This window comes from Pantoea sp. SGAir0215, assembly GCF_043543215.1.
In genome coordinates this window covers 1,817,887-1,838,691 of record NZ_CP028031.1, presented here as the reverse complement: position 1 = coordinate 1,838,691, position 20,805 = coordinate 1,817,887, and the positions used below count along the sequence as shown (strand labels likewise).

The 20,805-nt window shown below is 55.5% G+C and carries 21 protein-coding genes; 2 read left to right on the top strand and 19 right to left on the bottom strand.

Annotated elements, in window-relative coordinates; all coding sequences use genetic code 11:
- Positions 1 to 13 precede the first annotated feature (13 nt).
- The 6 genes from odhB to sdhC all read right to left on the bottom strand — a co-directional run bounded on the left by odhB (position 14) and on the right by sdhC (position 7,489).
- Positions 14 to 1,237 (bottom strand): 2-oxoglutarate dehydrogenase complex dihydrolipoyllysine-residue succinyltransferase, encoded by a 1,224-nt coding sequence (gene odhB, locus C1N64_RS08680; protein WP_006118457.1) that lies wholly within the window; start codon positions 1,235 to 1,237, stop codon positions 14 to 16.
- 15 nt (positions 1,238 to 1,252) lie between these two features.
- Positions 1,253 to 4,060 carry a 2-oxoglutarate dehydrogenase E1 component gene (sucA, locus tag C1N64_RS08675; protein ID WP_006118456.1) on the bottom strand — a complete coding sequence of 936 codons (2,808 nt, stop codon included), beginning with the start codon at positions 4,058 to 4,060 and terminating at the stop codon, positions 1,253 to 1,255.
- A gap of 200 nt (positions 4,061 to 4,260) precedes the next feature.
- Positions 4,261 to 4,977, bottom strand: a complete 717-nt coding sequence (locus tag C1N64_RS08670) for a succinate dehydrogenase iron-sulfur subunit (protein ID WP_006118455.1) — start codon at positions 4,975 to 4,977, stop codon at positions 4,261 to 4,263.
- A 14-nt stretch (positions 4,978 to 4,991) separates the two neighbouring features.
- A complete protein-coding gene (gene sdhA, locus C1N64_RS08665) occupies positions 4,992 to 6,758 on the bottom strand; it encodes a succinate dehydrogenase flavoprotein subunit (protein WP_006118454.1) in 1,767 nt (588 codons plus the stop codon).
- The gene (gene sdhD, locus C1N64_RS08660; RefSeq protein WP_006118453.1) at positions 6,759 to 7,106 is read right to left on the bottom strand and encodes a succinate dehydrogenase membrane anchor subunit; all 348 of its coding nucleotides are present in this window, start codon (positions 7,104 to 7,106) and stop codon (positions 6,759 to 6,761) included. It abuts the gene before it with no gap.
- A complete protein-coding gene (gene sdhC / locus C1N64_RS08655; protein ID WP_033739345.1) occupies positions 7,100 to 7,489 on the bottom strand; it encodes a succinate dehydrogenase cytochrome b556 subunit in 390 nt (129 codons plus the stop codon). The genes sdhD and sdhC overlap by 7 nt, the downstream gene beginning before the upstream one ends.
- A 625-nt stretch (positions 7,490 to 8,114) precedes the next feature.
- Here sdhC and C1N64_RS08650 point away from each other — a divergent pair.
- Positions 8,115 to 9,398 (top strand): citrate synthase, encoded by a 1,284-nt coding sequence (locus C1N64_RS08650; RefSeq protein WP_006118451.1) that lies wholly within the window; start codon positions 8,115 to 8,117, stop codon positions 9,396 to 9,398.
- An 80-nt stretch (positions 9,399 to 9,478) separates the two neighbouring features.
- Here C1N64_RS08650 and C1N64_RS08645 read toward each other — a convergent pair whose 3' ends face one another.
- From C1N64_RS08645 to C1N64_RS08590, 12 genes are all read right to left on the bottom strand, one after another.
- Positions 9,479 to 10,066, bottom strand: a complete 588-nt coding sequence (locus tag C1N64_RS08645; RefSeq protein ID WP_205955002.1) for a GNAT family N-acetyltransferase — start codon at positions 10,064 to 10,066, stop codon at positions 9,479 to 9,481.
- Positions 10,067 to 10,160: 94 nt separating this feature from the next.
- A complete protein-coding gene (gene nei / locus C1N64_RS08640; RefSeq protein WP_039337980.1) occupies positions 10,161 to 10,949 on the bottom strand; it encodes an endonuclease VIII in 789 nt (262 codons plus the stop codon).
- Between the two features lie 11 nt (positions 10,950 to 10,960).
- The gene (pcp, locus tag C1N64_RS08635; RefSeq protein WP_394515416.1) at positions 10,961 to 11,608 is read right to left on the bottom strand and encodes a pyroglutamyl-peptidase I; all 648 of its coding nucleotides are present in this window, start codon (positions 11,606 to 11,608) and stop codon (positions 10,961 to 10,963) included.
- A 6-nt stretch (positions 11,609 to 11,614) separates the two neighbouring features.
- Positions 11,615 to 12,631, bottom strand: coding sequence for a DUF979 domain-containing protein (locus C1N64_RS08630; protein ID WP_394515415.1), 1,017 nt, complete (start codon positions 12,629 to 12,631; stop codon positions 11,615 to 11,617).
- Entirely contained in the window at positions 12,628 to 13,359 is a 732-nt protein-coding gene (locus C1N64_RS08625) for a DUF969 domain-containing protein (RefSeq protein WP_006118446.1), read from the bottom strand. Before C1N64_RS08625 ends, C1N64_RS08630 begins: the two co-directional genes overlap by 4 nt.
- Positions 13,360 to 13,416: 57 nt before the next feature.
- Positions 13,417 to 14,154, bottom strand: a complete 738-nt coding sequence (pxpA, locus tag C1N64_RS08620; RefSeq protein WP_394515414.1) for a 5-oxoprolinase subunit PxpA — start codon at positions 14,152 to 14,154, stop codon at positions 13,417 to 13,419.
- Positions 14,144 to 15,076 carry a 5-oxoprolinase subunit PxpC gene (gene pxpC / locus C1N64_RS08615; protein WP_394515413.1) on the bottom strand — a complete coding sequence of 311 codons (933 nt, stop codon included), beginning with the start codon at positions 15,074 to 15,076 and terminating at the stop codon, positions 14,144 to 14,146. The genes pxpA and pxpC overlap by 11 nt, the downstream gene beginning before the upstream one ends.
- Positions 15,070 to 15,726, bottom strand: a complete 657-nt coding sequence (gene pxpB / locus C1N64_RS08610) for a 5-oxoprolinase subunit PxpB (protein ID WP_172912279.1) — start codon at positions 15,724 to 15,726, stop codon at positions 15,070 to 15,072. Before pxpB ends, pxpC begins: the two co-directional genes overlap by 7 nt.
- A gap of 155 nt (positions 15,727 to 15,881) precedes the next feature.
- On the bottom strand, positions 15,882 to 16,625 hold the full coding sequence (locus tag C1N64_RS08605; protein ID WP_033739329.1) for a type 2 GTP cyclohydrolase I: 744 nt from the start codon (positions 16,623 to 16,625) through the stop codon (positions 15,882 to 15,884).
- Between the two features lie 17 nt (positions 16,626 to 16,642).
- Positions 16,643 to 18,070, bottom strand: a complete 1,428-nt coding sequence (gene phrB / locus C1N64_RS08600; protein WP_394515503.1) for a deoxyribodipyrimidine photo-lyase — start codon at positions 18,068 to 18,070, stop codon at positions 16,643 to 16,645.
- A 12-nt stretch (positions 18,071 to 18,082) separates the two neighbouring features.
- The gene (locus tag C1N64_RS08595) at positions 18,083 to 19,042 is read right to left on the bottom strand and encodes a YbgA family protein (protein ID WP_006118440.1); all 960 of its coding nucleotides are present in this window, start codon (positions 19,040 to 19,042) and stop codon (positions 18,083 to 18,085) included.
- 133 nt (positions 19,043 to 19,175) lie between these two features.
- Positions 19,176 to 19,646, bottom strand: a complete 471-nt coding sequence (locus C1N64_RS08590; protein ID WP_282498598.1) for a MarR family winged helix-turn-helix transcriptional regulator — start codon at positions 19,644 to 19,646, stop codon at positions 19,176 to 19,178.
- A 57-nt stretch (positions 19,647 to 19,703) separates the two neighbouring features.
- On the opposite strand from C1N64_RS08590, the gene C1N64_RS08585 reads away from it, so the two are divergent.
- Positions 19,704 to 20,174, top strand: coding sequence for a carboxymuconolactone decarboxylase family protein (locus C1N64_RS08585; RefSeq protein WP_277281665.1), 471 nt, complete (start codon positions 19,704 to 19,706; stop codon positions 20,172 to 20,174).
- A gap of 381 nt (positions 20,175 to 20,555) precedes the next feature.
- Here C1N64_RS08585 and C1N64_RS08580 read toward each other — a convergent pair whose 3' ends face one another.
- Positions 20,556 to 20,756: a YbfA family protein gene (locus tag C1N64_RS08580; RefSeq protein WP_054634317.1), complete on the bottom strand. Its 201-nt coding sequence runs from the start codon at positions 20,754 to 20,756 to the stop codon at positions 20,556 to 20,558.
- Positions 20,757 to 20,805: the final 49 nt, after the last annotated feature.

Here is a 20,805-nt window from a genome sequence, read left to right as displayed (position 1 = left end):
GCCCAGTGATGAATCAGACATCCAGCAGCAGACGCGCCGGATCTTCCAGCATCTCTTTCACTGCGACCAGATAGCCGACAGATTCACGACCATCGATCAAACGGTGATCATAAGAGAGCGCCAGGTACATCATTGGCAGGATCACAACCTGACCATTCACCGCCATAGGACGATCTTTAATGGCGTGCATGCCCAGGATTGCGCTCTGTGGCGGGTTGATGATTGGCGTTGACATCAGTGAACCAAACACACCACCGTTGGTGATGGTGAAGTTACCGCCCGTCAGATCGTCAACCGTCAGCTTGCCGTCACGGCCTTTTACTGCCAGTTCTTTAATTTTCTTCTCGATGTCAGCCATGCTCAGCGCATCCACATCACGCAGAACAGGGGTCACCAGGCCGCGTGGGGTAGAAACGGCGATGCTGACATCAAAGTAGTTGTGGTAAACCACGTCTTCGCCATCAATTGAGGCGTTGACTTCAGGATAACGCTTCAGCGCTTCCACCACGGCTTTAATGTAGAACGACATAAAGCCCAGACGCACACCGTGACGCTTCTCGAACGCTTCGCCGTACTGCTTACGCAGATCCATAATCGGCTTCATGTTGATTTCGTTGAAGGTTGTCAACATGGCGGTGCTGTTCTTGGCTTCCAGCAGACGTTCCGCGACGCGCTTACGCAGGCGCGTCATTGGCACACGCTTTTCGCTGCGGTTAGCCACAGGCTGCTGGGCAGGCTGCGCGTCAGATGCCGGTGCCGCGGCTTTGTCTGCCTGCGGTTTGTTCGCCAGATGTTTTTCAACATCTTCGCGCGTTAAACGTCCACCCACGCCGGTGCCTTTGATCTGTGAGGCATCAAGGTTGTGTTCGGCAATCAGACGACGAATCGCCGGGCTCAGCGCATCGTTGCTCTCTTCTTCCAGAGAAGCGGTCTGACGCTGGGCTGGTGTGGATTCGTTGCTGTCGACTTTCGCACTGCTTTCTTTGCCAGCGCTGTTGCCTTCTTTCAGGCGGCCGAGAATCTGACGAGAGGTAACGGTTGCCCCTTCCTCTTCCAGTACGGCTTCCAGCACGCCGTCCGCAGACGCCGGCACTTCCAGAACCACTTTGTCGGTTTCAATTTCGACGATGACTTCATCGCGACTGACTGCATCGCCTGGTTTCTTGTGCCAGGTTGCTACTGTGGCATCTGCAACCGATTCAGGCAGGTCGGGAACGAGAATATCTACGCTACTCATTATCTTTCCTTTTAATTAATTGACGTTCAGTGCGTCATTAACCAGGTCTTGCTGCTGTTGTTGATGTACGGACATATAACCCACGGCCGGTGAAGCCGATGCCGGGCGACCTGCATAACGCAGCGTTGCACCAAACGGTACCACATCACGGAAATGGTGCTGGCTACAGTACCAGGCACCCTGGTTCAGTGGCTCTTCCTGACACCAGACAAAATCCTGTACGTGGGAATACGCTTTTAACGCTTCCTGTACTGCCTGATGCGGGAACGGGTAAAGTTGTTCGATACGCACGATAGCGACATCGGTTTTTTCGTCTTTACGACGCTGTTCCAGCAGATCGTAGTAGACCTTACCGGAGCACAGCACGACGCGCTTGATGCCTTGCGGATCCAGATCGTCAATTTCGCCAATCGCTGGCTGGAAGCTGCCGTTTGCCAGTTCATCCAGCGAGGAAATCGCCAGAGGATGACGCAACAGCGACTTCGGTGACATCACCACCAGCGGACGGCGCATACCGCGCAGCGCCTGACGACGCAGCATGTGGTAAACCTGAGCCGGTGTTGAGGGTACGCAGACCTGCATGTTCTGCTCAGCGCAGAGCTGCAGATAACGTTCCAGACGGGCGGAGGAGTGCTCAGGGCCCTGACCTTCATAGCCGTGTGGCAGCAGCATCACCAGGCCACACATACGGCCCCATTTTTGCTCGCCGGAGCTGATGAACTGATCAATCACCACCTGCGCACCGTTAGCAAAATCGCCGAACTGCGCTTCCCAAATGGTCAGCACGCGCGGCTCTGCGGTGGCATAACCGTATTCAAAGGCCAGCACGGCTTCTTCAGACAGGACGGAGTCCCAGACTTTGAATTCACCCTGACTGTTATGAATATGGTGTAGTGGCGTGTAGGTTGAACCGTTGGTCTGATTGTGGATCACGGCATGACGGTGGAAGAAGGTGCCACGGCCGGAGTCTTCACCCGACAAACGTACCGGAATGCCTTCATCGACCAGCGTGGCGTACGCCAGGTTTTCAGCGCCGCCCCAGTCAAACGCTTTCTCGCCTTCGGCCATCAGCTTACGATCGTTATAGATCTTGGCGACGCGAGACTGGACTTCAATCTCTTCAGGGATCTGGCTGATACGCAGCGCCAGCTCCTTCAGACGCTTCATGTCCACCTGAGCCGGATAGGGTTCATCCCACTCGTGATTCAGATACGGTGACCACGTGAAGGAGTGCAGGCTCATCGGACGCCATTCTGGCACCACGCATTCGCCGGCATCCAGCGCATCACGGTACAGATTGACCATCTCGGTGGCATCTTCCTGCGACGCGACACCTTCGCTTTCCAGACGATCGGCGTAGATTTTACGCGGTGTGGGATGCTTTTTGATTTTCTGGTACATCAACGGCTGCGTGGCGCTTGGCTCATCCGCTTCGTTGTGACCATGGCGGCGATAGCACACCAAATCGATAAACACATCGCGTTTAAAAGTGTTGCGATAGTCCAGCGCCAGTCGGGTTACAAAGGCCACCGCTTCCGGATCGTCCGCATTGACGTGGAAAATCGGTGCCAGCACCATTTTACCAATGTCAGTACAGTACGGTGTAGAACGCGCGTCTTTCGGATTCGAGGTGGTGAAACCCACCTGGTTGTTGATCACGATACGCACGGTGCCACCGACTTCATAGCCGCGGGCCTGAGACATGTTCAGGGTTTCCTGCACCACGCCCTGACCAATGACCGCCGCATCACCGTGAATAGTGATGGGCAGCACTTTGTTGCTGACCGGCTCAGCCAGACGATCCAGACGGGCACGCACCGACCCCATGACCACCGGGCTGACAATTTCCAGGTGAGACGGGTTAAAGGCCAGCGCCAGGTGTACCAGACCGCCTTCGGTTTCGATATCCGATGAGAAGCCCATGTGATATTTCACATCACCGGTGCCTAGGTGTTCTTTATGTTTGCCTGAGAACTCGTCGAACAGATCCTGTGGCTTTTTACCCAGCACGTTAATCAGGACGTTGAGACGGCCACGGTGCGCCATCCCCAGCACCACTTCGCGGGTGCCGCTTTTACCTGCATGACGAATCATCTCACGCAGCATAGGCACCAGTGCATCACCGCCTTCCAGCGAGAAGCGTTTGGCACCCGGGAATTTTGCGCCCAGATATTTTTCAAGGCCTTCTGCCGCAGTCAGCTCTTTCAGGAAACCTTTTTTCTCTTCACCGCTGAACGAACAGTGGCCAGCACCGGATTCGAGACGCTGCTGAATCCAGCGTTTCTCTTCGGTGTTGTTGATGTGCATGTACTCTGCACCAATCGAACCACAGTAAGTCTGCTTCAGCGCCTCGAACAGATCGGCCAGCTTCATGGTTTCTTTGCCAATAGCAAAAGAACCTACGTTAAAGCTTTCCTGAAAATCGGCGTCGGTCAGATCGTGAAAAGCAGGGTCGAGATCGGCAACACGGTCCTGTTTCCACAGGCCAAGCGGATCCAGGTTTGCTTCCTGATGGCCGCGAAAACGAAACGCGTTGATCAGTTGCAGCACTTTCACTTGCTTGGAGTTGGTTGCCGGATCGGTGACTGAGGAGGTGTAACGAGATGCGTCTTTCGCCAGGCGACGGAAATATTCGCGGGTCGCGGAGTGGAACTGCTCGGGTTTCACTCCCGTGCCTGGTAACTGTTGGAACATCGAGCGCCACACTGCATCCACAGAGTCAGGATCGGTCAGGAAATCCTCATAGAGTTGCTCTATGTAAGACTGATTCGCGCCGGCCAGCCAGGAGGAGTCCAGCCAGGGCTTCATCGCGCTGTTCTGCATTGTGATCCCTTAAGCAATGTTATGCTTTATTGAGGTTTCATTTGTTGCCGCTTTCGCGGTTTGCCGTAGTGAGTTCAGCGATACGAGCACTGTGCGCAGCGCGCGCCCGGCCCGTAAGGGAACCTTTGTAAACGTGGTCGGGACCGCGTTTAAAGAGGCTTCCGTAAAACACCGGGAACCTGAGGTTCCCGGCTGTATCACTATGCCCCGCGTTGCAGCAGCATCGACTTGATATGGCCGATGGCGCGCGTGGGGTTAAGACCTTTAGGACACACGCTGACACAGTTCATAATGCTGTGGCAGCGGAACACGCTGAATGCATCGCTCAGATTATCCAGACGCGCATCGGTTTCGGTGTCGCGACTGTCAATAATGAAGCGGTATGCCGCCAGCAGACCCGCAGGCCCGATGAACTTATCGGGATTCCACCAGAACGACGGGCATGAGGTTGAGCAACAGGCGCAGAGAATACACTCATACAGGCCGTCCAGATGCTCACGCTCGCCCGGCGTCTGCAGATGCTCACGCGCAGGTGGGTTTTCACCGTTGTTTAACAAGAAAGGCTTAATTTTCTCATACTGAGTATAAAACTGGCTCATGTCTACCACGAGGTCGCGCACCACAGGCAGGCCAGGCAGAGGACGAATCACAATCTTCTGCTTACCGTTGCCTAAAGCGGAAACCGGCGTAATGCAGGCCAGGCCGTTTTTACCGTTCATGTTCAGGCCATCTGATCCGCACACGCCTTCACGGCACGAGCGACGGAAAGCCAGCGTAGGATCCTTTTCTTTTAAACGGATCAGCGCGTCCAGCAGCATCATGTCACGGCCATCTTCCGCTTCCAGGCTGTAATCCTGCATGCGCGGTTTATCATCGACGTCCGGGTTATAACGATAGATCGAAAATTCTAGTCTCATGATGATCTCCGCAATTAATAGGTACGCGCTTTTGGCGGGAAGGCCGCACGCAGTTTCGGTTGCATGTTCACCTCACGGCGCGTCATGCTTTCCGTTTGCGGAACATAGAGGCTATGGCACAGCCAGTTCGCATCATCACGTTCCGGATAGTCGAAGCGGCTGTGTGCACCACGGCTTTCTGTACGGAAGTTAGCCGCAACCGCTGTGGCATAGGCGGTTTCCATCAGGTTATCCAGCTCAAGGCACTCGATACGCTGTGTATTGAAGTCGGGTGAACGGTCATCCAGACGCGCAGACTTCAGGCGCTCACGAATCACTTTCAGCTCTTCAAGACCTTCACGCATGGCATCACCTTCGCGGAAGACCGAGAAGTTGTTCTGCATGCAGCGTTGCAACGCTTTACGGATTTCAACCGGATCTTCACCCGTGGTGTTGTTCTCCCAGCGATTGAAGCGCGCCATGGCAGCATCGATGTTTTCCTGACTGGCTTCGCGCAGTTCGCCCTGCTCTTCCAGACATTCAAGCAGATGAACACCCGCCGCGCGACCAAAGACCACCAGGTCCAGCAGTGAGTTTCCGCCCAGACGGTTCGCGCCGTGAACAGATACGCAGGCGATTTCACCCACAGCGAACAGGCCCGGAATCACTTCATCTTCGCCCTGCGCATTGACGCGCAGCGCCTGGCCGGTCACTTTGGTCGGTACGCCGCCCATCATGTAGTGACAGGTTGGGATAACAGGAATCGGCTCTTTAATCGGGTCAACGTGCGCAAAGGTACGGGACAGTTCCAGGATTCCCGGCAGACGTGACTCCAGCACTTCGGCACCCAGATGGTCAAGTTTCAACTTGATGTGCGGGCCCCATGGACCATCACAGCCCCGGCCTTCACGAATTTCCACCATCATAGAACGGGCCACCACGTCACGACCTGCCAGGTCTTTGGCGTTTGGCGCATAGCGCTCCATGAAGCGTTCACCGTGTTTGTTCAGCAGATAGCCGCCTTCACCGCGGCAGCCCTCGGTGACCAGCACACCCGCACCTGCGATACCGGTTGGGTGGAACTGCCACATTTCCATGTCCTGCACCGGTACACCTGCGCGCAGCGCCATGCCAACACCGTCGCCAGTGTTAATGTGGGCATTGGTCGTCGACTGATAGATACGTCCTGCACCACCGGTCGCCAGAATGGTCGCCTTGGCTTTGAAGTAGACGGTTTCACCGGTTTCCATGCAGATAGCGGTACAACCTACAATCGCATCGTCGTCATTCTTGACCAGATCCAGTGCATACCATTCGGAGAAGATGGTGGTTTTGTTTTTCAGGTTCTGCTGATACAGCGTATGCAGCAGGGCGTGGCCAGTACGGTCAGCTGCCGCGGCAGTACGCGCCGCCTGCTCACCACCGAAGTTTTTTGACTGACCACCAAACGGACGCTGATAAACGCGGCCGTCATCAAGACGGGAGAAAGGTAAGCCCATGTGTTCCAGTTCCAGAATCGCTTCCGGACCGACGTGGCACATGTATTCAATCGCGTCCTGGTCGCCGATATAGTCGGAGCCTTTGACGGTGTCATACATATGCCATTCCCAGTTATCGTCATGGGTATTGCCCAGCGCAACGGTAATACCGCCCTGCGCGGATACCGTATGAGAACGGGTTGGGAACACTTTGGACAGCAGGGCGCACGTCTGGCCCGACTGGGAGATTTGCAGTGCCGCGCGCATACCCGCGCCACCTGCGCCGATCACCACGGCATCAAATTCTCTGACTGGTAACTTCATTTACACACCCCACACCACAACAAACCCATAAATTGCATATGACAACAGTGCCACCACGATAACCAGCTGTAACAGCAAACGCGCCGCCAGCGATTTCACGTAGTCCGTTAAGACCTGCCACATACCAATCCAGCCGTGGATCAGGATGGAAAACAGCGTCAGGAGCGTGAACACTTTTGTAAATGCTGAGGCAAAGAAGCCACGCCAGATGTCATACGTCAGCGTGTCTGTCATCACCACGAAACCGAGCATGTAGATGATGTAAAGCGTAATAAGGATTGCCGACGCGCGCAGCAACAGCCAGTCCTGAATGCCATTGCGACCCAACGCGGATGCATTGCTTACCATACGAGGACTCCTGCTAAGATTGAAAGCACGACAGTAATACCAAATGTCACCTGCGCAGAACGCTTACCTGCTTCGAGCGTTTCCGCCAGATAACCAAAATCCATTAACATATGACGTATCCCGCCCACCGTATGATAGGCCAACGCGGTCAGAATGCCCCACATGATAAACTTCACAAAGAAGCCGCTCATGATAGATGCCGCGTGCTGAAAACCTTCAGGAGAGGAGAGAGAAAGACCGAGAAGCCACAACAGGATGCCGAGAGCAACCAGAGTGATGACGCCGGAGACACGGTGGAGAATGGACGATATTGCAGTAACGGGAAACCGGATCGTCGAGAGATCCAAGTTGACAGGTCTTTGTTTTTTCACGGTTTTGCCCACACAGCTCTTTTTTATTTTGCTTCCTCCGGAAGACAGGCCCAAACCCGAAAAAAAGGTTCAGTCTTAATCCGTCACCAAAATAGCAACATCCAGTGTTAAATGACGTGGTACAAACGCTGGGTGGCTCCTGGTGTCAGGGTGTTCCGGAGACCTGGCCGGAAGTATAGGACGATCACATTCTGATTACAATTCCCCTACAAACTCTTTGGAGAATTTTCGATGGAACAGTGATCCCACTCACGTTTTTCACAATTCATACAAATTTAATTATCTGATTTGACAATAGTTCAACAATTCAGTTACAAACTAGTCCGATAAAATCCTATGATGCACAAAAGTTATGGGGATACACTTTCTCCTAAGCTGAAGTTATGTAACATTGTCGGTAACCGCTTTAAATACCATCAGGTTATTGGTTACAAAGAAGTTATGTCCTGACCGGATCTTTAACAACCGCGATATGCACATGTCACGGCTTTACATTTCCAGTGGAACGCGCCTCTCACTCTGTACCCTTCACTGCTTATAATGCAGAGTGACACCGTGAAGTACTGCCAAATTGCAACATGCACGCGTTTCAGGTGTCGAAAGATCCTTACCTGCCTAAGGCGCTATGGAGACGAAAATGACAGATAAAAAAGTGACGCTAACCCTATCAGATGAAACGTCCATTGAACTGGGTGTACTGCAAGGCACGCTGGGCCAGGATGTCGTCGATGTCCGTCAACTGGGTTCCAACGGCCTGTTTACCTTCGATCCTGGTTTCACGTCTACAGCGTCCTGCGAATCAAAAATCACCTTTATCGATGGTGATGAAGGCATTCTGCTTCACCGCGGCTTCCCTATTGACCAACTGGCTACCCACTCTAACTACCTGGAAGTGTGCTACATCCTGTTAAATGGTGAAGCCCCCACGAAAGCCCAGTTTGAAGAGTTTAAACAAACGGTTACGCGCCACACGATGATTCATGAGCAGATTACCCGTCTGTTCCACGGTTTCCGTCGTGATTCACACCCGATGGCGGTGATGTGCGGCGTGACCGGCGCACTGGCTGCGTTTTATCACGATTCGCTGGATGTAAACATTGAGCGCCACCGTGAAATCGCCGCTTTCCGTCTGCTGTCGAAAATGCCTACCATGGCAGCGATGTGTTACAAGTATTCAATCGGTCAGCCGTTCGTCTATCCCCGTAACGACCTCTCCTATGCCGGTAACTTCCTGCACATGATGTTTGCAACACCGTGTGAAGAATACAAGGTTAACCCTGTGCTTGAACGCGCCATGGATCGCATTCTGATTCTGCACGCCGATCATGAACAGAACGCCTCGACCTCTACCGTACGTACCGCTGGCTCGTCAGGCGCTAACCCGTTTGCCTGTATCGCGGCCGGTATTGCCTCCCTGTGGGGACCCGCACACGGCGGCGCGAACGAAGCCTGTCTGCGTATGCTGGAAGAGATCAGCACCGTCGAGCACATTCCTGAGTTTGTGCGCCGTGCTAAAGACAAAAATGACTCTTTCCGCCTGATGGGCTTTGGTCACCGTGTTTATAAAAACTATGACCCGCGCGCGACCGTTATGCGTGAAACCTGCCATGAAGTGCTGAACGAACTGGGCATGAAAGACGATCTGCTGGAAGTGGCGCTGGAACTGGAACACATTGCGCTGAACGACCCGTACTTCATCGAGCGCAAACTCTATCCAAACGTGGATTTCTACTCCGGTATCATCCTGAAAGCCATGGGCATCCCTTCGTCCATGTTTACCGTGATTTTCGCCATGGCGCGTACCGTTGGCTGGATCGCGCACTGGAAAGAAATGCACGACGAAGGCATGAAAATTGCCCGTCCGCGTCAGCTGTATACCGGTTACACCGAACGCGAGTTCAGCTCGAAGCTGGATAAATAAGCTGTCCGGCAACGGGCGGTAAGGCGAAAAGCGGTGGTGTCCTTACGGGCACCGCCGCTTTTTTTTACTGACGCCGCCGGTCAGCGTGAGCGAATCTTAGTGAGAGGATGAACGGCGGACGTTTGAGATGCCCGAAAGGCCTGCCATTCTTCTCGCGTCACTTCCCATAATTGCGAGGCATGTGTGCCTGAAACGTACTGTTTTTTCTCTGTGCGGATACAGCGCATCCCACTGTTGACCGAAATATTCACAGATCGCTGATTCAGTGCCGCTTTTGGCGTTCTCAGCAGCGGTTTTTTCAGATCGGTAAACCAGTAATCCGTCACGGCCAGGCAGGCTTCTGTCATATAGCCCTGCCCCTGCCACTCCGGTACCAACCAGAAGCCCCGGTTATTATCCGGCGTCTCCATCAGGCAAATAACGCCAATCAGTTGCTGTTCCGCCGCTTTAGGCCGCAATGTCCAGTACCAGCCCGTCCCGGCCGCGACCGCCGGTAAGGCGACATTGGCAATATAGTCTCGTGCCCCGCCCTCGGGATAAGGCCAGGGCACCGAATCGATCAGGTAGCGTACAATTTCCCAGCGCGGAAACGCGATCTGCATGGCATCGGCATCCTCCAGCGACAGGGGTTTTAAGCGCAGCCTTTCCGTCACAATCTCAGGTGTCATGATGATTCCTTATGCTGTGAAGAAAACCGGGTGACGATATCCTTCGCTGACGAGTGACATTGCCCGCGTGCAACGGCGGGACAGTCCAGCGTTTTTATCTCTGACAGCCAGGGCACCAGTAAAACGGTCGGGCGGACAGGACGCCCTTTTCGATTACTTCACCGCAGCGGCGACATGTCTTGCCCTGGCGGTGGAACACTTCAAACCGAAATGCCGCTTCGCTGTGGTATTTTTTCATGGTGCCGCGCATGCGATAGGCATGACGCGGCACAGACAACAGCGCTTCGCAGAAAGCCGTCAGTTGCGCCTCACTCAGCGACTGTGCGTTATGCCGGGGAAGCAACTGGGCCAGCCAGAGGATCTCAGCACGTAAATAGTTGCCCAGTCCGGCCAGAAAAGCCTGATCCAGTAACAGTCCGCTGAACCGGCGGCGACAGAAACGCGGCGAGCACAGCCGTTCCCTGACCGCCTCTACGGTCAACTCCGCATTCAGTACATCCGGCCCGATGCGGTTGAGAAACGGATGACGGGCAAGCGTTTCCGCATTCAGGAGTTCAATATCCGACGCGCTGTAAAGCAATATCGCCTGATTGGCCGTCGCGAGACGCACACGTAACTGCCGTTTTGTCTCGGGCTGCATGTCTGGCGGGACGATGCGCCAGACGCCGTACAGCTGATTGTGTGAATACAGCGTCAGACCGTTACTGAAATGGGTCAGCAACGCTTTACCGCGCGTCTCTATCGACGCCACCTGTTCTCCCAGCAATGCGGGCTCATAGGTTTTTAATTCGGGAAACGCAAACCAGACGTCAGTCAGGGGCTGGCCGACGATGGCCACTTCAAGCTGATCCGCCACGCGGCGAATCTCCGGTCCTTCAGGCATCACTCGTCCTCTTAATGCGTTGCGCCACCCACTTCCTTCACATCCTGAGCGGTGGTCAGGGTCGTTTGTACGGCAATTTTCAGCGCCTCAATAACGGTTGCGGCGGGCATACTGGGTGCACCCGGGTGATGCACCGCCTGTTCAGGCAGGTAGGGAATATGAATGAAACCGCCCCGTGCCGGGCTGCCGTTGCTTTCAAGCCAGTGCAACAGACCATACATCACCCGGTTACAGGTAAAGGTTCCTGCGGTTTGCGACACCGATGCCGGAATGCCCGCTTCCCGCACCGCGGCCACAATGGCTTTGATCGGCAGGCGTGAAAAATATCCGGCCGGGCCATCCTGAACGATGGGTTCGTCCACGGGTTGCCTGCCCGCATTATCCGGGATGCGCGCATCATCCACATTAATACCAATTCGCTCTACCGTGATATCGCTGCGACCGCCTGCCTGCCCGACAGCGATAACGGCATCGGGCCTGATCGTTTCCAGCGCCTGATACAGCACGTCCAGCACCTCGCTGAATACGACGGGCAACTGGCGCGTCACGATGCGTGCGTCGGCAATAGTCTGGCCTTCAAGGGCACTGACCGCCTGCCAGGAGGGATTAATGGATTCGCCGCCAAAGGGCTCAAATGCCGTCATTAATACCGTTTTCATGCTGCCTCACAAAAACATCAGGAAGTAGAGTAAGAAAATGTTAACCATTAACAGTAGCACACCGGTTGGCACCTGAGCTTTGATGACCGCGTTGCGATCCGGTAACTCCAGCAAGGCAGCAGGCACAATGTTGAAGTTTGCTGCCATCGGCGTCATTAACGTACCGCAGTAGCCGGAAAACATCCCGATTGCCGCCATGACCGCCGGGTTACCGCCATGATGTAACACCAGAATGGGAATGCCTATGCCCGCGGTAATAATCGGGAACGCCGCGAACGCATTCCCCATCACCATGGTGAGCAGTGCCATCCCTGCCGCGTAAACCGTGACCGCAATGAAGCGGTTATCCACGGCAAGATAATGTTCGGTGAGATGAGAGATCGCGCCACCGACGCCCGCGGCCGTAAACAGTAGCCCCAGGGTTGCCAGGATTTGCGGCAGGAGAAATGCCCAGCCGATGCAGTCCAGCAAACGTCGGGTTTCCTGCATCGACTGCACTGGGGTTTCACGCGTCATTTTCATGGCGATCAGCCAGCCCAGCAGACAGCCTGTGGCCATGGAAAACAGCGTAATCAGGGTGGAATGGTTGCCCGCGCCGAACACCCACGTTTGCAGACCGGGAAGGTTATTAAACGCTAACACACCGATCACTGTCACGACGGGGATCGCCAGGGCTGGCAGGAAAAGTTTGTTGCCCAGACGCTGGGCACTGCCCTGTTTTTCCGCCTCACTGCGCTGGTGATAGCGGCCCATTTTTACCCCACCACAACCGGCAAGGATCCCCATGATAACCACCGCTACGCCCACGCTAATTTGCAACGTACGTGTGCCGCTTTCGGCAGAGCCCATCAGTTGGGTCATCAGAGCGGTTGTCCAGTCACCCACCAGAAAAATCAGGCCATAGAGTCCCCAAAATAAGCCAGTGGTGAAACGGCGCGGATTTGCGCTGTCGCGCCAGGATAAAACCGCGACAACCAGCAGAATCAGGCCAGCCAGCCACATCAGATACTGTTGCTGAATCATGACGGCTCTCCTTTGGCTTTCATGGCCTCGCTGTTGATGACGCGCAGTTCTCGTGCCAGCTGGCGGTCCAGCCTGATCAGGCGGGCGGAATGAATCAGAAAGGCTGAGAGCGCCGTGGGAATGCCCCACAGGGCAATATGCAGTGGCTCAGTCTGGATACCGGCGGACTCCTGCATAAAATTATGCATAAAAATAATGGCGCCAAAGGCGACAAAGATATCCTCGCCAAAGAACAGCCCGACGTTGTCGGTGGCAGCGGACATGGCACGCAGACGATGACGGACCTCGGGCGGTAGGGCCCCGTAGCGGTTTTCGCTGGCCCCCTCGGCCATCGGCGCAAGTAGCGGGCGCACCATTTGCGGATGACCGCCGAGACTGGTCAGCCCGAGGGCCGCAGTCACCTCACGCACAAACAGATAGACAATGAGCAACCGTCCCGCCGTCGCCGTTTTGATCTGGGCAATCCACGCCTGCGCGCGCTGTTTCAAACCATGGCGTTCCAGTAAGCCAATAACCGCCAGCGGCAGCAGCAGGATCAACGGCAGGTTGCGGGTATTCAGAAATCCCTCACCCAGCTTTTGTAAAATATCGCCCAACGGCATCAGGGCAGCGATACCGGTGACGAAGCCTGAAACAATGACCACCAGCACCGGATTAAAACGCAAAACGAAGCCAACGACGATGGCAGCAATGCCCAGCAGCGGCCAGAGATTTACTACGCTGTCCATACTTTTCCCCTCGTGAAATAGTAAGCCCGAGACGTTCAGGCTGGTTATGCCGTTTTTTTATTGACTGGTGACGGTGATAGCATGGCTGGCAAAGCTGGCACGCAGACGTTGCGCAAACGTCAGTGCATGCGCCCCGTCACCATGCAGGCAGACGGTTTCTGCGTTCACCTGAACCGCCTCACCGGTCACACTGATGACCTGCCCCTGTCGCACCATCATCAGGGTTTGCTGAATCGCCTGGTCTTCCTCTTCAATCAATGCGCCGGGCTGGCCACGGGGCACCAGCGCGCCGCTGCTGAGATAGCCGCGATCGGCAAACACCTCCTCCCGGGTTTTCAGGCCGTGATGGGCCGCCGCGCGAATCAACTCACTGTTAGCCAGCCCTACCATGATCAGCCGGGCATCGACGGCTTTGACGGCTCGCACAATCGCCTCGGCCAGCGTGGCATCCGCCGCCGCCTGGTTATACAACATACCGTGAGGCTTAACGTGAACAAGCGACTGCCCTTCGCTTTCCGCCAGACTTTTGAGTGCACCAACCTGATAGATGATTTGCGCATAGACGATTTCCGGCGGCAGTTGCATCGCACTGCGGCCAAAGTTTTCACGATCGGGAAAGCTGGGATGCGCGCCAATCGCCACGCCAAATTCGCTGGCCCAGCGAATGGCCTGCAACATCATCTGCGCGTCGCCTGCGTGAAAGCCGCAGGCGATGTTGGCGGAACTCACCAGCTGCAACAGCGCACGATCGCTGCTGCTCCCCTCGCCCAGATCGGCGTTTAAATCAATTTTCATTTGCCAGTCCCCAGGCCATTTGCCCCAATACATGCTGCTGCTGTCGCGTTGCCGCCAGCGCCTCTTCGGGCGTACAGAGCATAAAATGAATCGGCTCGCCCAGACGAATCTGCGCCAGATGATAAAGATCGCATTCAATGACGCAGGCGATACGTGGATAGCCGCCGGTGGTCTGTGCATCCGCCAGCAGGACGATCGGCTGACCGTTTCCAGGCACCTGAATGACGCCGGGCACCAGACCATGCGATAACAACTCGCGCGGCACGTCGCGTTGCAAAGCAGGGCCCTGCAAACGGTAGCCCATGCGATTACTTTGAGGGTTCAGCTTCCAGGCTGCTCGCCAGAACGCCTGTTGTGACGCTTCGCTGAATTCATGGTATTCCGGTCCGGGTAACGCCCGAATACGGTTACCCCAGAGCAACTGGCGCACGCCTTTTTTGCTCGTGAAGTGCTGTTGCGGTTTGCCCAGCGGAATGACGTCGCCGTCCTGCAGCGTCCGCCCCTCAAAGCCGCCAAAACCGGCCTTAATGTCGGTGCTGCATGAGCCCAGCACTGGCGGAATAGCGAATCCACCGTGCACAGCCAGGTAGCTGCGCATGCCGTGAATCGGTTTCTTCAACACCAGGACCTGCCCTTTTTTTATCGGTAAACGCCAGCCTGTCCAGACAGGCTTGCCATCCAGTTCGGCCTGACAACCCGCTCCCGTTAGTGCAAACCACCCATCCCGACGGAATTCCGCTTTAAACTGTCCGAGGACAATCTCCAGCACGGCGCTGCCCGGCGGATTGCCTGCCAGCAGATTGGCTGTGATCATGGCGGGTTGATCCAGAACACCACTGACGCCGATGCCATACTGTCGCCAGTGATAGCGTCCGAAATCCTGAATGCTGGTTGCCAGACCCGCGCGAAGAATGTTTAACATATCCCTTCCTTTTGCGGCACAAACCGGACATTGTCACCCGGACGAAGTAAGGTTGGCGACTGCTGGCTGGGTGTGAAAAGCGCGACCTGCGTCCTGCCAATCAACTGCCAGCCGCCTGGTGAGACCAGCGGATAAACACCGGTCTGGCTGCCGCCGATGCCCACCGATCCAGCCGGAACCGCAACGCGCGGTTCGGCGCGGCGCGGCATATGCAGGCGCGCATCCAGGCCGGCCAGGTAAGGAAAGCCGGGCTGAAAACCAATAAAGAAAACCGCGTAATCCGTGCTGCTGTGTAACGCGACGACCTGCTTTTCCGTCATGCCGGCGTGGTCGGCCACCTGACGCAAGTCCGGCCCCGCCTCGCCCCCATAGATGACCGGTATAGTCACAAGGCGCGACTCTGTGTCCTGCGCCTCACTTTCCTGCCACCACTGTTCAAGTTGCGCCGTCGCCTGTCGGGCATCTCTGGGCGGCTCCCGTAACAGCAGCGTCAGGTTGTTCATGCCGGGAATCACTTCCCGGGTCGCGTCGTGTGACTGCAAACGCTGGCACAGATGCCAGATTCGCTGCTGACTGGCCAGCGAAACGGGCGGAGACAACTCCAGTACCACCGCGCGCTCGCCGAGCATATAGCATCGTGTTTTTTGCAACACGTACCTCCTGGTAAACAGCTTTGCGGCACTCAGACAGGATTCTGGCGCGCAAAAGCCAAGTGTGTTTTACAACCCAGGAAGGTAGTTATGCGAAAGTGACGGTAATGTGTCAACAGGTTTGGGTTCTGCGCAGATGGCAGAATCCAGGGGGATCAGGCGGGATTGGGAATATCAATAAACGTGACATCCAGGCCATGATGCTCCGCCAGCCATTCACCCAACGCCCGAATACCCGCGCGTTCGGTGGCATGGTGGCCTGCGGCGAAAAAGTGCAGGCCTTGTTCACGGGCGCTGTGAATGGTTTGCTCAGAGACCTCGCCCGTAATAAAGGCATCTACGCCAAAGGCGGCCGCATTATCAATAAATCCCTGACCGCCGCCACTGCACCAGGCAACACGACGGATCGCTGCTGGCGCATTATCACCACAGTGAAGCGGCTCCCGTCCCAGCACCTCAGTAATACGCTGTGCCAACGCATGGCCGCTCACAGGCTGAGTCAGTTCGCCCCAGGGCACCAGCGGCATAATCTCGCCCATCACATTAATACCCAGCAGCTTAGCCAACTGCGCGTTATTGCCCAGCTCAGGGTGCGCATCCAGCGGCAGGTGCCAGCCGTAGAGGTTAATATCGTTTGCCAGTAGCGTGCGCAGACGCTGGCGTTTCATGCCTTTAATCACCGCCGGTTCACTTTTCCAGAAATAACCGTGATGTACCAGCACCGCATCGGCTTTGCGCGCCACCGCTTCATCCAGCAGCGCCTGGCAGGCGGTCACGCCGGTAACGATCGTTTTCACTTCAGGTCGGCCTTCGACCTGTAGCCCGTTTGGCGCATAATCGCTGAAGGTATGGGTTGCCAGCTGATCGTTAACGATTTTTTCTAACGCATAGTGATTCATTTCTGCTCCTTGCCACCTCAGGCCGCATTTTTTGCGCGCTCGAAGGCGTCGAGTGTCTTTTTACGTGCGTCCTTATGTTCCACGATCGGTGTTGGATAATCGAGTGTCTTGTTGTTTTTCCGCGCCCATTCGTGCGGCTGATGAATCGCACTGTCCGGCACGTCTTTCAGTTCGGGCAGGTAGTGACGAATAAAATCACCCTGTTCATCGAAACGCTCACTTTGCGTCGTAGGGTTAAAAATGCGGAAATACGGCGCGGCATCGGTGCCCGTGGACGCCGCCCACTGCCAGCCCCCGTTATTGGCGGCCAGGTCGCCATCGATAAGCTGCTGCATGAAATAGCGCTCGCCTTCACGCCAGTCGATTAACAGATCCTTTACCAGAAAACTGGCCGTGATCATGCGAAGCCGGTTATGCATCCAGCCGGTCTGCAACATCTGTCGCATGGCCGCATCGACGATGGGATAACCGGTTTTCCCGGCTTTCCAGGCGTCAAAATGCGCCTCGTTTCGTTGCCACGCGACATGACGCGTCCAGTGGACAAAAGGCTGATGCTTACACAGTCGGGGAAACGCAACGATGAGATGGCGATAGAACTCACGCCAGATGAGTTCATTGATCCAGACAGCCGCCGGGCTGCCTTCCAGCGCCCCGGGATGTTCATGCAACACCCGATGCAGACACTGGCGCGGTGAAAGCACGCCGATGGTCAGGTAAGCCGATAACCGGCTGGTGCTGTCGCGCGCAGGCAGGTCACGCTGCTTTGGATAATCCAGCACGGCATGCTGCGCAAACGCACGTAGCCGCTTAATCGCCGCCTGTTCACCGGCCGGAAACAGCGCATCATCAACCTCAGCATGGTCGTAATCAAATGGCGAAATCGCTTTTGGTGTGTTCAGGGGCGCGCCATCCCGGGCTTTAGGCGCCGGGACACACTCAGGCAACCCCTGCTGCAGGCGACGAATAAAGGCTTTGCTGAACGGGGTAAATACTTTGTACATCTCACCATCGCCGGTCTGGATACTGCCGGGCGACAAAAGTACGCTGTCATCGAACCCCTGACAGATCACGTCCGCTTCATCTAACCGCTTTTCCGCCTGCGCATCGCGCTGACGTTCGTTAAATTCGTACTGGTAGTTATAAAACAGTTGATCAACGTGTTGCTGTTCACAAAACGTGACGAGAAAATCCACGCTGGCAGCGAAATCATCACACTGATGAACATGCAGCGGGATGCCTTTTTCGGCCAGTGATGCCTGCAGGCTGCAGAGATTCTGGTGAATAAACGCGGCCTGGCGGGGGGCCATATCGTGTTGCTGCCACTGTCCCGGCGTGGCAATAAACAGTGCTATGACACGGGCATCTGACTTGCTGCAGGCGGCATGCAGCGCAAGGTTATCATTGATGCGCAGGTCATTACGGAACCAGACAAGATGGGTCGTCATCATGCTCCCGACTCACTGTCCGTAGCGCAGGCGCAGCGCTTCCGGGTAAGGATCGAAGTAGCGCTGCTGCGTCAGCCACGGATGAGGATATTCAGCCATGTAATGCTTAAGAATCGTAATCGGCGCCAGTAACGGTTGCGTGCCCTGACGGTAACAATCAATCAGTGACGTCAGTTCTCTGCGTTGCGGCGAACTCAGTTGACTGCGGAAATAACCCTGAACATGCATCAACACATTGGTGTGGTTAGTGCGCGAGGCCGGTTGTGACATCAGATCCATAAGGCGGTTGCGGTACTCGAAGGCAAACGCCTCCAGTGACTCCCACTGGTTCATCGAGGCAACAAAGGGGCCCAGTTCACGGTATTTTTTTTGCGAATGCGCCAGCAGTAACAATTTATACTGGCTGTGGAAGGCAATCAGGCCATGACGGGTCAGCCCCTTTTTCCACATTTCATGAAACTCGTGCAGCGCGCAAATCCGGCCGATAAAGTTTTCACGTAATGTCGGATCGTTCAGACGCCCGTCTTCTTCGAGCGGTAACCAGGGCATTTCACGTTGCAGAAAACGGGTAAATATACCGGTTCCCGCTTTACGGTTATTATTGGTGGCGGGCTCGTAGATACGCACGCGCTCCATCCCGCAACTGGGTGATTTTGCACACAGTATGTAGCCGCACAGGTGATGCAGCGATTTCACGCGTTTTTCGGACCAGTCGCGCATCTTATCGGTGATGTCATCGCCGCCCTCTTTGCTGAAGCAAAGGTGCAGTTCATCGTCGTCGCTCTGCTTAACTAAGCGCAGCGCCGGGCGCGGCGTGGGCAGCCCAATCGCCATTTCAGGGCAAACGGGTTCGAAGCGAACAAAAGGCGTCAGTTGCTCAGTGGCGAACGCGAGCCGCTTGTGGCCGCCATCAAATCTGACGCTCTCACCAAGCAGGCAAGCGCTGATCCCAACGGGAATTTTTTCGCTCATACTTGTACAACCTCCGAAAACTTGTAGAGGTTTAAGTGTAGCGTAAAACGACCGGGATGGTACAGATTCTGCGTAGCAAAAGTGAACGCCGCGAAGCCTTTCAGATGACCAGCCCGTGGTCTTTTTTAACGGTTTATTCTCCCACCGCCACGCTGACCAGCCAGCGCCGAATCACCTTTTCATCCTCAGGCGTGACACCCGAAAGCAGGCTGGCCTCAACCGTCTGAACCGCTACTTTGCACTGCGCGAGAACGTCACGCCCGGCGTCAGCAATCTCAATCACCTGAATTCTGCCGTGCACCGCGTGCGGACGACGACGAATCATTCCGGCCCGCTCCAGATTCGCCACAATGACGCTCATCGTCTGTGGCGTCAGCAGCGACAGACGCGCAAGGTCGGCACCCGATGCGCCGGGATAGGCCGCAAGCATGGTCAGCACCGAAAATTGCGGCAACGTGACGCCTTTATCCTTCAGCGCATTTTCCATTCTGATTTTATGAGCCGCATGGGCCTGACGCAGCAGATAACCAATATGGCCTGACTCACCGCGTTTTCCTTCACCGGGTTCGGGGATGGTGGTGCTCTGCAGATCTGACTTGCGCATAATATAAGAGTTCGTATATTGTTGTTCGAATTCTTATATTAACAGATGAGGTATATCGTGACATCACTTAATCACCGTCGCAGCGACTGGTCTTCGTTCGAACATACCGCACCCGATGTGGTGGCAGCCTTAGCGATGCTGGGCAAAGCCGTTGACGATTCCGGGCTGGAAAAATCGCTCACTGAGCTGATCAAACTGCGCGCTTCACAGCTGAATGCGTGCGCTTTTTGCCTCCAGTACCATCTCAATCTGGCGCGTAAGACCGATTTGAGCCCGGTAAAAATGGATCTGGTCGCCGTATGGCGCGAAACCGGTATCTATTCGGAGCGGGAATGTGCGGCGCTGGCCTGGACAGAGGCCCTGACCTTAATGGCGCAGCAGCCGGTTTCTGATGCGGTGTATGCTGAGGTCAGCCGCGTCTTCGATAAACAGGAAATCGCGTTTCTTACCTCGGCTGTTGCCGCGATCAATGCCTGGAACCGTATCGCAGGCGCGCTGCAGTTTGCCCCGCCGGTGCCTAAACGCTAGCGGTCTGCCGTCAGTGCTTCTGCCTGTGGGCGATATTGCAGCGGGTTCTGAAGCGCGTAAGGTGCGGTGCCCGTCGGGGCTGCCATGTCGGGGCTACGGATCAGATAACAAGGAAAGGATGCCCGTGAATGGGCACTGGCGAACGGGGCGGCTTACGCGGACACTGGGAAGGTTTCCTGCTTCACTGGCGCAAAGCTAAGGCGCAACTAAGCTGCGTGACGGAACGAACAGGGAAAAAAGAGGCGCTGTGTCGCCCTTAATACCGGGCCACAGCACACTGCAGGTGGAAACAGATAAGCACGTCTGAAAACGCTGGCAATCCCCTCTGTCGGGATTTGTCCCCCTGCCTGCGCGGCGTAAAATCAACCGCACAGCAGGGACTTACCAGAAAATACCCGCCGCTGCTTCAGACTGCGCCAGCCAGACCGGTTTGGCGCTGGTTTTGCACCACATCCGATGCAGGTAGCTGTAGAAGCGCGCCCGATCCTGACGAAACAGCATAACTGGCAGAGCGAGCAGACCTGACAGGATGACCAGCGTTCGGCGCAAAATAATTTTGTGAAGTGGATAGGTGCGGTACATAGCAGCCTCCTGAGTAAAAAAACGTCATAAATGTGATCTGTGTCTAATA

What these genes read in the sequence shown, in the direction of transcription:
- odhB (WP_006118457.1), bottom strand. Translation starts at nt 1,237, where the DNA reads ATGAGTAGCGTAGATATTCTCGTTCCCGACCTGCCTGAATCGGTTGCA.
- sucA (WP_006118456.1), bottom strand. Translation starts at nt 4,060, where the DNA reads ATGCAGAACAGCGCGATGAAGCCCTGGCTGGACTCCTCCTGGCTGGCC.
- C1N64_RS08670 (WP_006118455.1), bottom strand. Translation starts at nt 4,977, where the DNA reads ATGAGACTAGAATTTTCGATCTATCGTTATAACCCGGACGTCGATGAT.
- sdhA (WP_006118454.1), bottom strand. Translation starts at nt 6,758, where the DNA reads ATGAAGTTACCAGTCAGAGAATTTGATGCCGTGGTGATCGGCGCAGGT.
- sdhD (WP_006118453.1), bottom strand. Translation starts at nt 7,106, where the DNA reads ATGGTAAGCAATGCATCCGCGTTGGGTCGCAATGGCATTCAGGACTGG.
- C1N64_RS08650 (WP_006118451.1), top strand. Translation starts at nt 8,115, where the DNA reads ATGACAGATAAAAAAGTGACGCTAACCCTATCAGATGAAACGTCCATT.
- C1N64_RS08645 (WP_205955002.1), bottom strand. Translation starts at nt 10,066, where the DNA reads ATGACACCTGAGATTGTGACGGAAAGGCTGCGCTTAAAACCCCTGTCG.
- nei (WP_039337980.1), bottom strand. Translation starts at nt 10,949, where the DNA reads ATGCCTGAAGGACCGGAGATTCGCCGCGTGGCGGATCAGCTTGAAGTG.
- pcp (WP_394515416.1), bottom strand. Translation starts at nt 11,608, where the DNA reads ATGAAAACGGTATTAATGACGGCATTTGAGCCCTTTGGCGGCGAATCC.
- C1N64_RS08630 (WP_394515415.1), bottom strand. Translation starts at nt 12,631, where the DNA reads ATGATTCAGCAACAGTATCTGATGTGGCTGGCTGGCCTGATTCTGCTG.
- C1N64_RS08625 (WP_006118446.1), bottom strand. Translation starts at nt 13,359, where the DNA reads ATGGACAGCGTAGTAAATCTCTGGCCGCTGCTGGGCATTGCTGCCATC.
- pxpA (WP_394515414.1), bottom strand. Translation starts at nt 14,154, where the DNA reads ATGAAAATTGATTTAAACGCCGATCTGGGCGAGGGGAGCAGCAGCGAT.
- pxpC (WP_394515413.1), bottom strand. Translation starts at nt 15,076, where the DNA reads ATGTTAAACATTCTTCGCGCGGGTCTGGCAACCAGCATTCAGGATTTC.
- C1N64_RS08605 (WP_033739329.1), bottom strand. Translation starts at nt 16,625, where the DNA reads ATGAATCACTATGCGTTAGAAAAAATCGTTAACGATCAGCTGGCAACC.
- phrB (WP_394515503.1), bottom strand. Translation starts at nt 18,070, where the DNA reads ATGACGACCCATCTTGTCTGGTTCCGTAATGACCTGCGCATCAATGAT.
- C1N64_RS08595 (WP_006118440.1), bottom strand. Translation starts at nt 19,042, where the DNA reads ATGAGCGAAAAAATTCCCGTTGGGATCAGCGCTTGCCTGCTTGGTGAG.
- C1N64_RS08590 (WP_282498598.1), bottom strand. Translation starts at nt 19,646, where the DNA reads ATGCGCAAGTCAGATCTGCAGAGCACCACCATCCCCGAACCCGGTGAA.
- C1N64_RS08580 (WP_054634317.1), bottom strand. Translation starts at nt 20,756, where the DNA reads ATGTACCGCACCTATCCACTTCACAAAATTATTTTGCGCCGAACGCTG.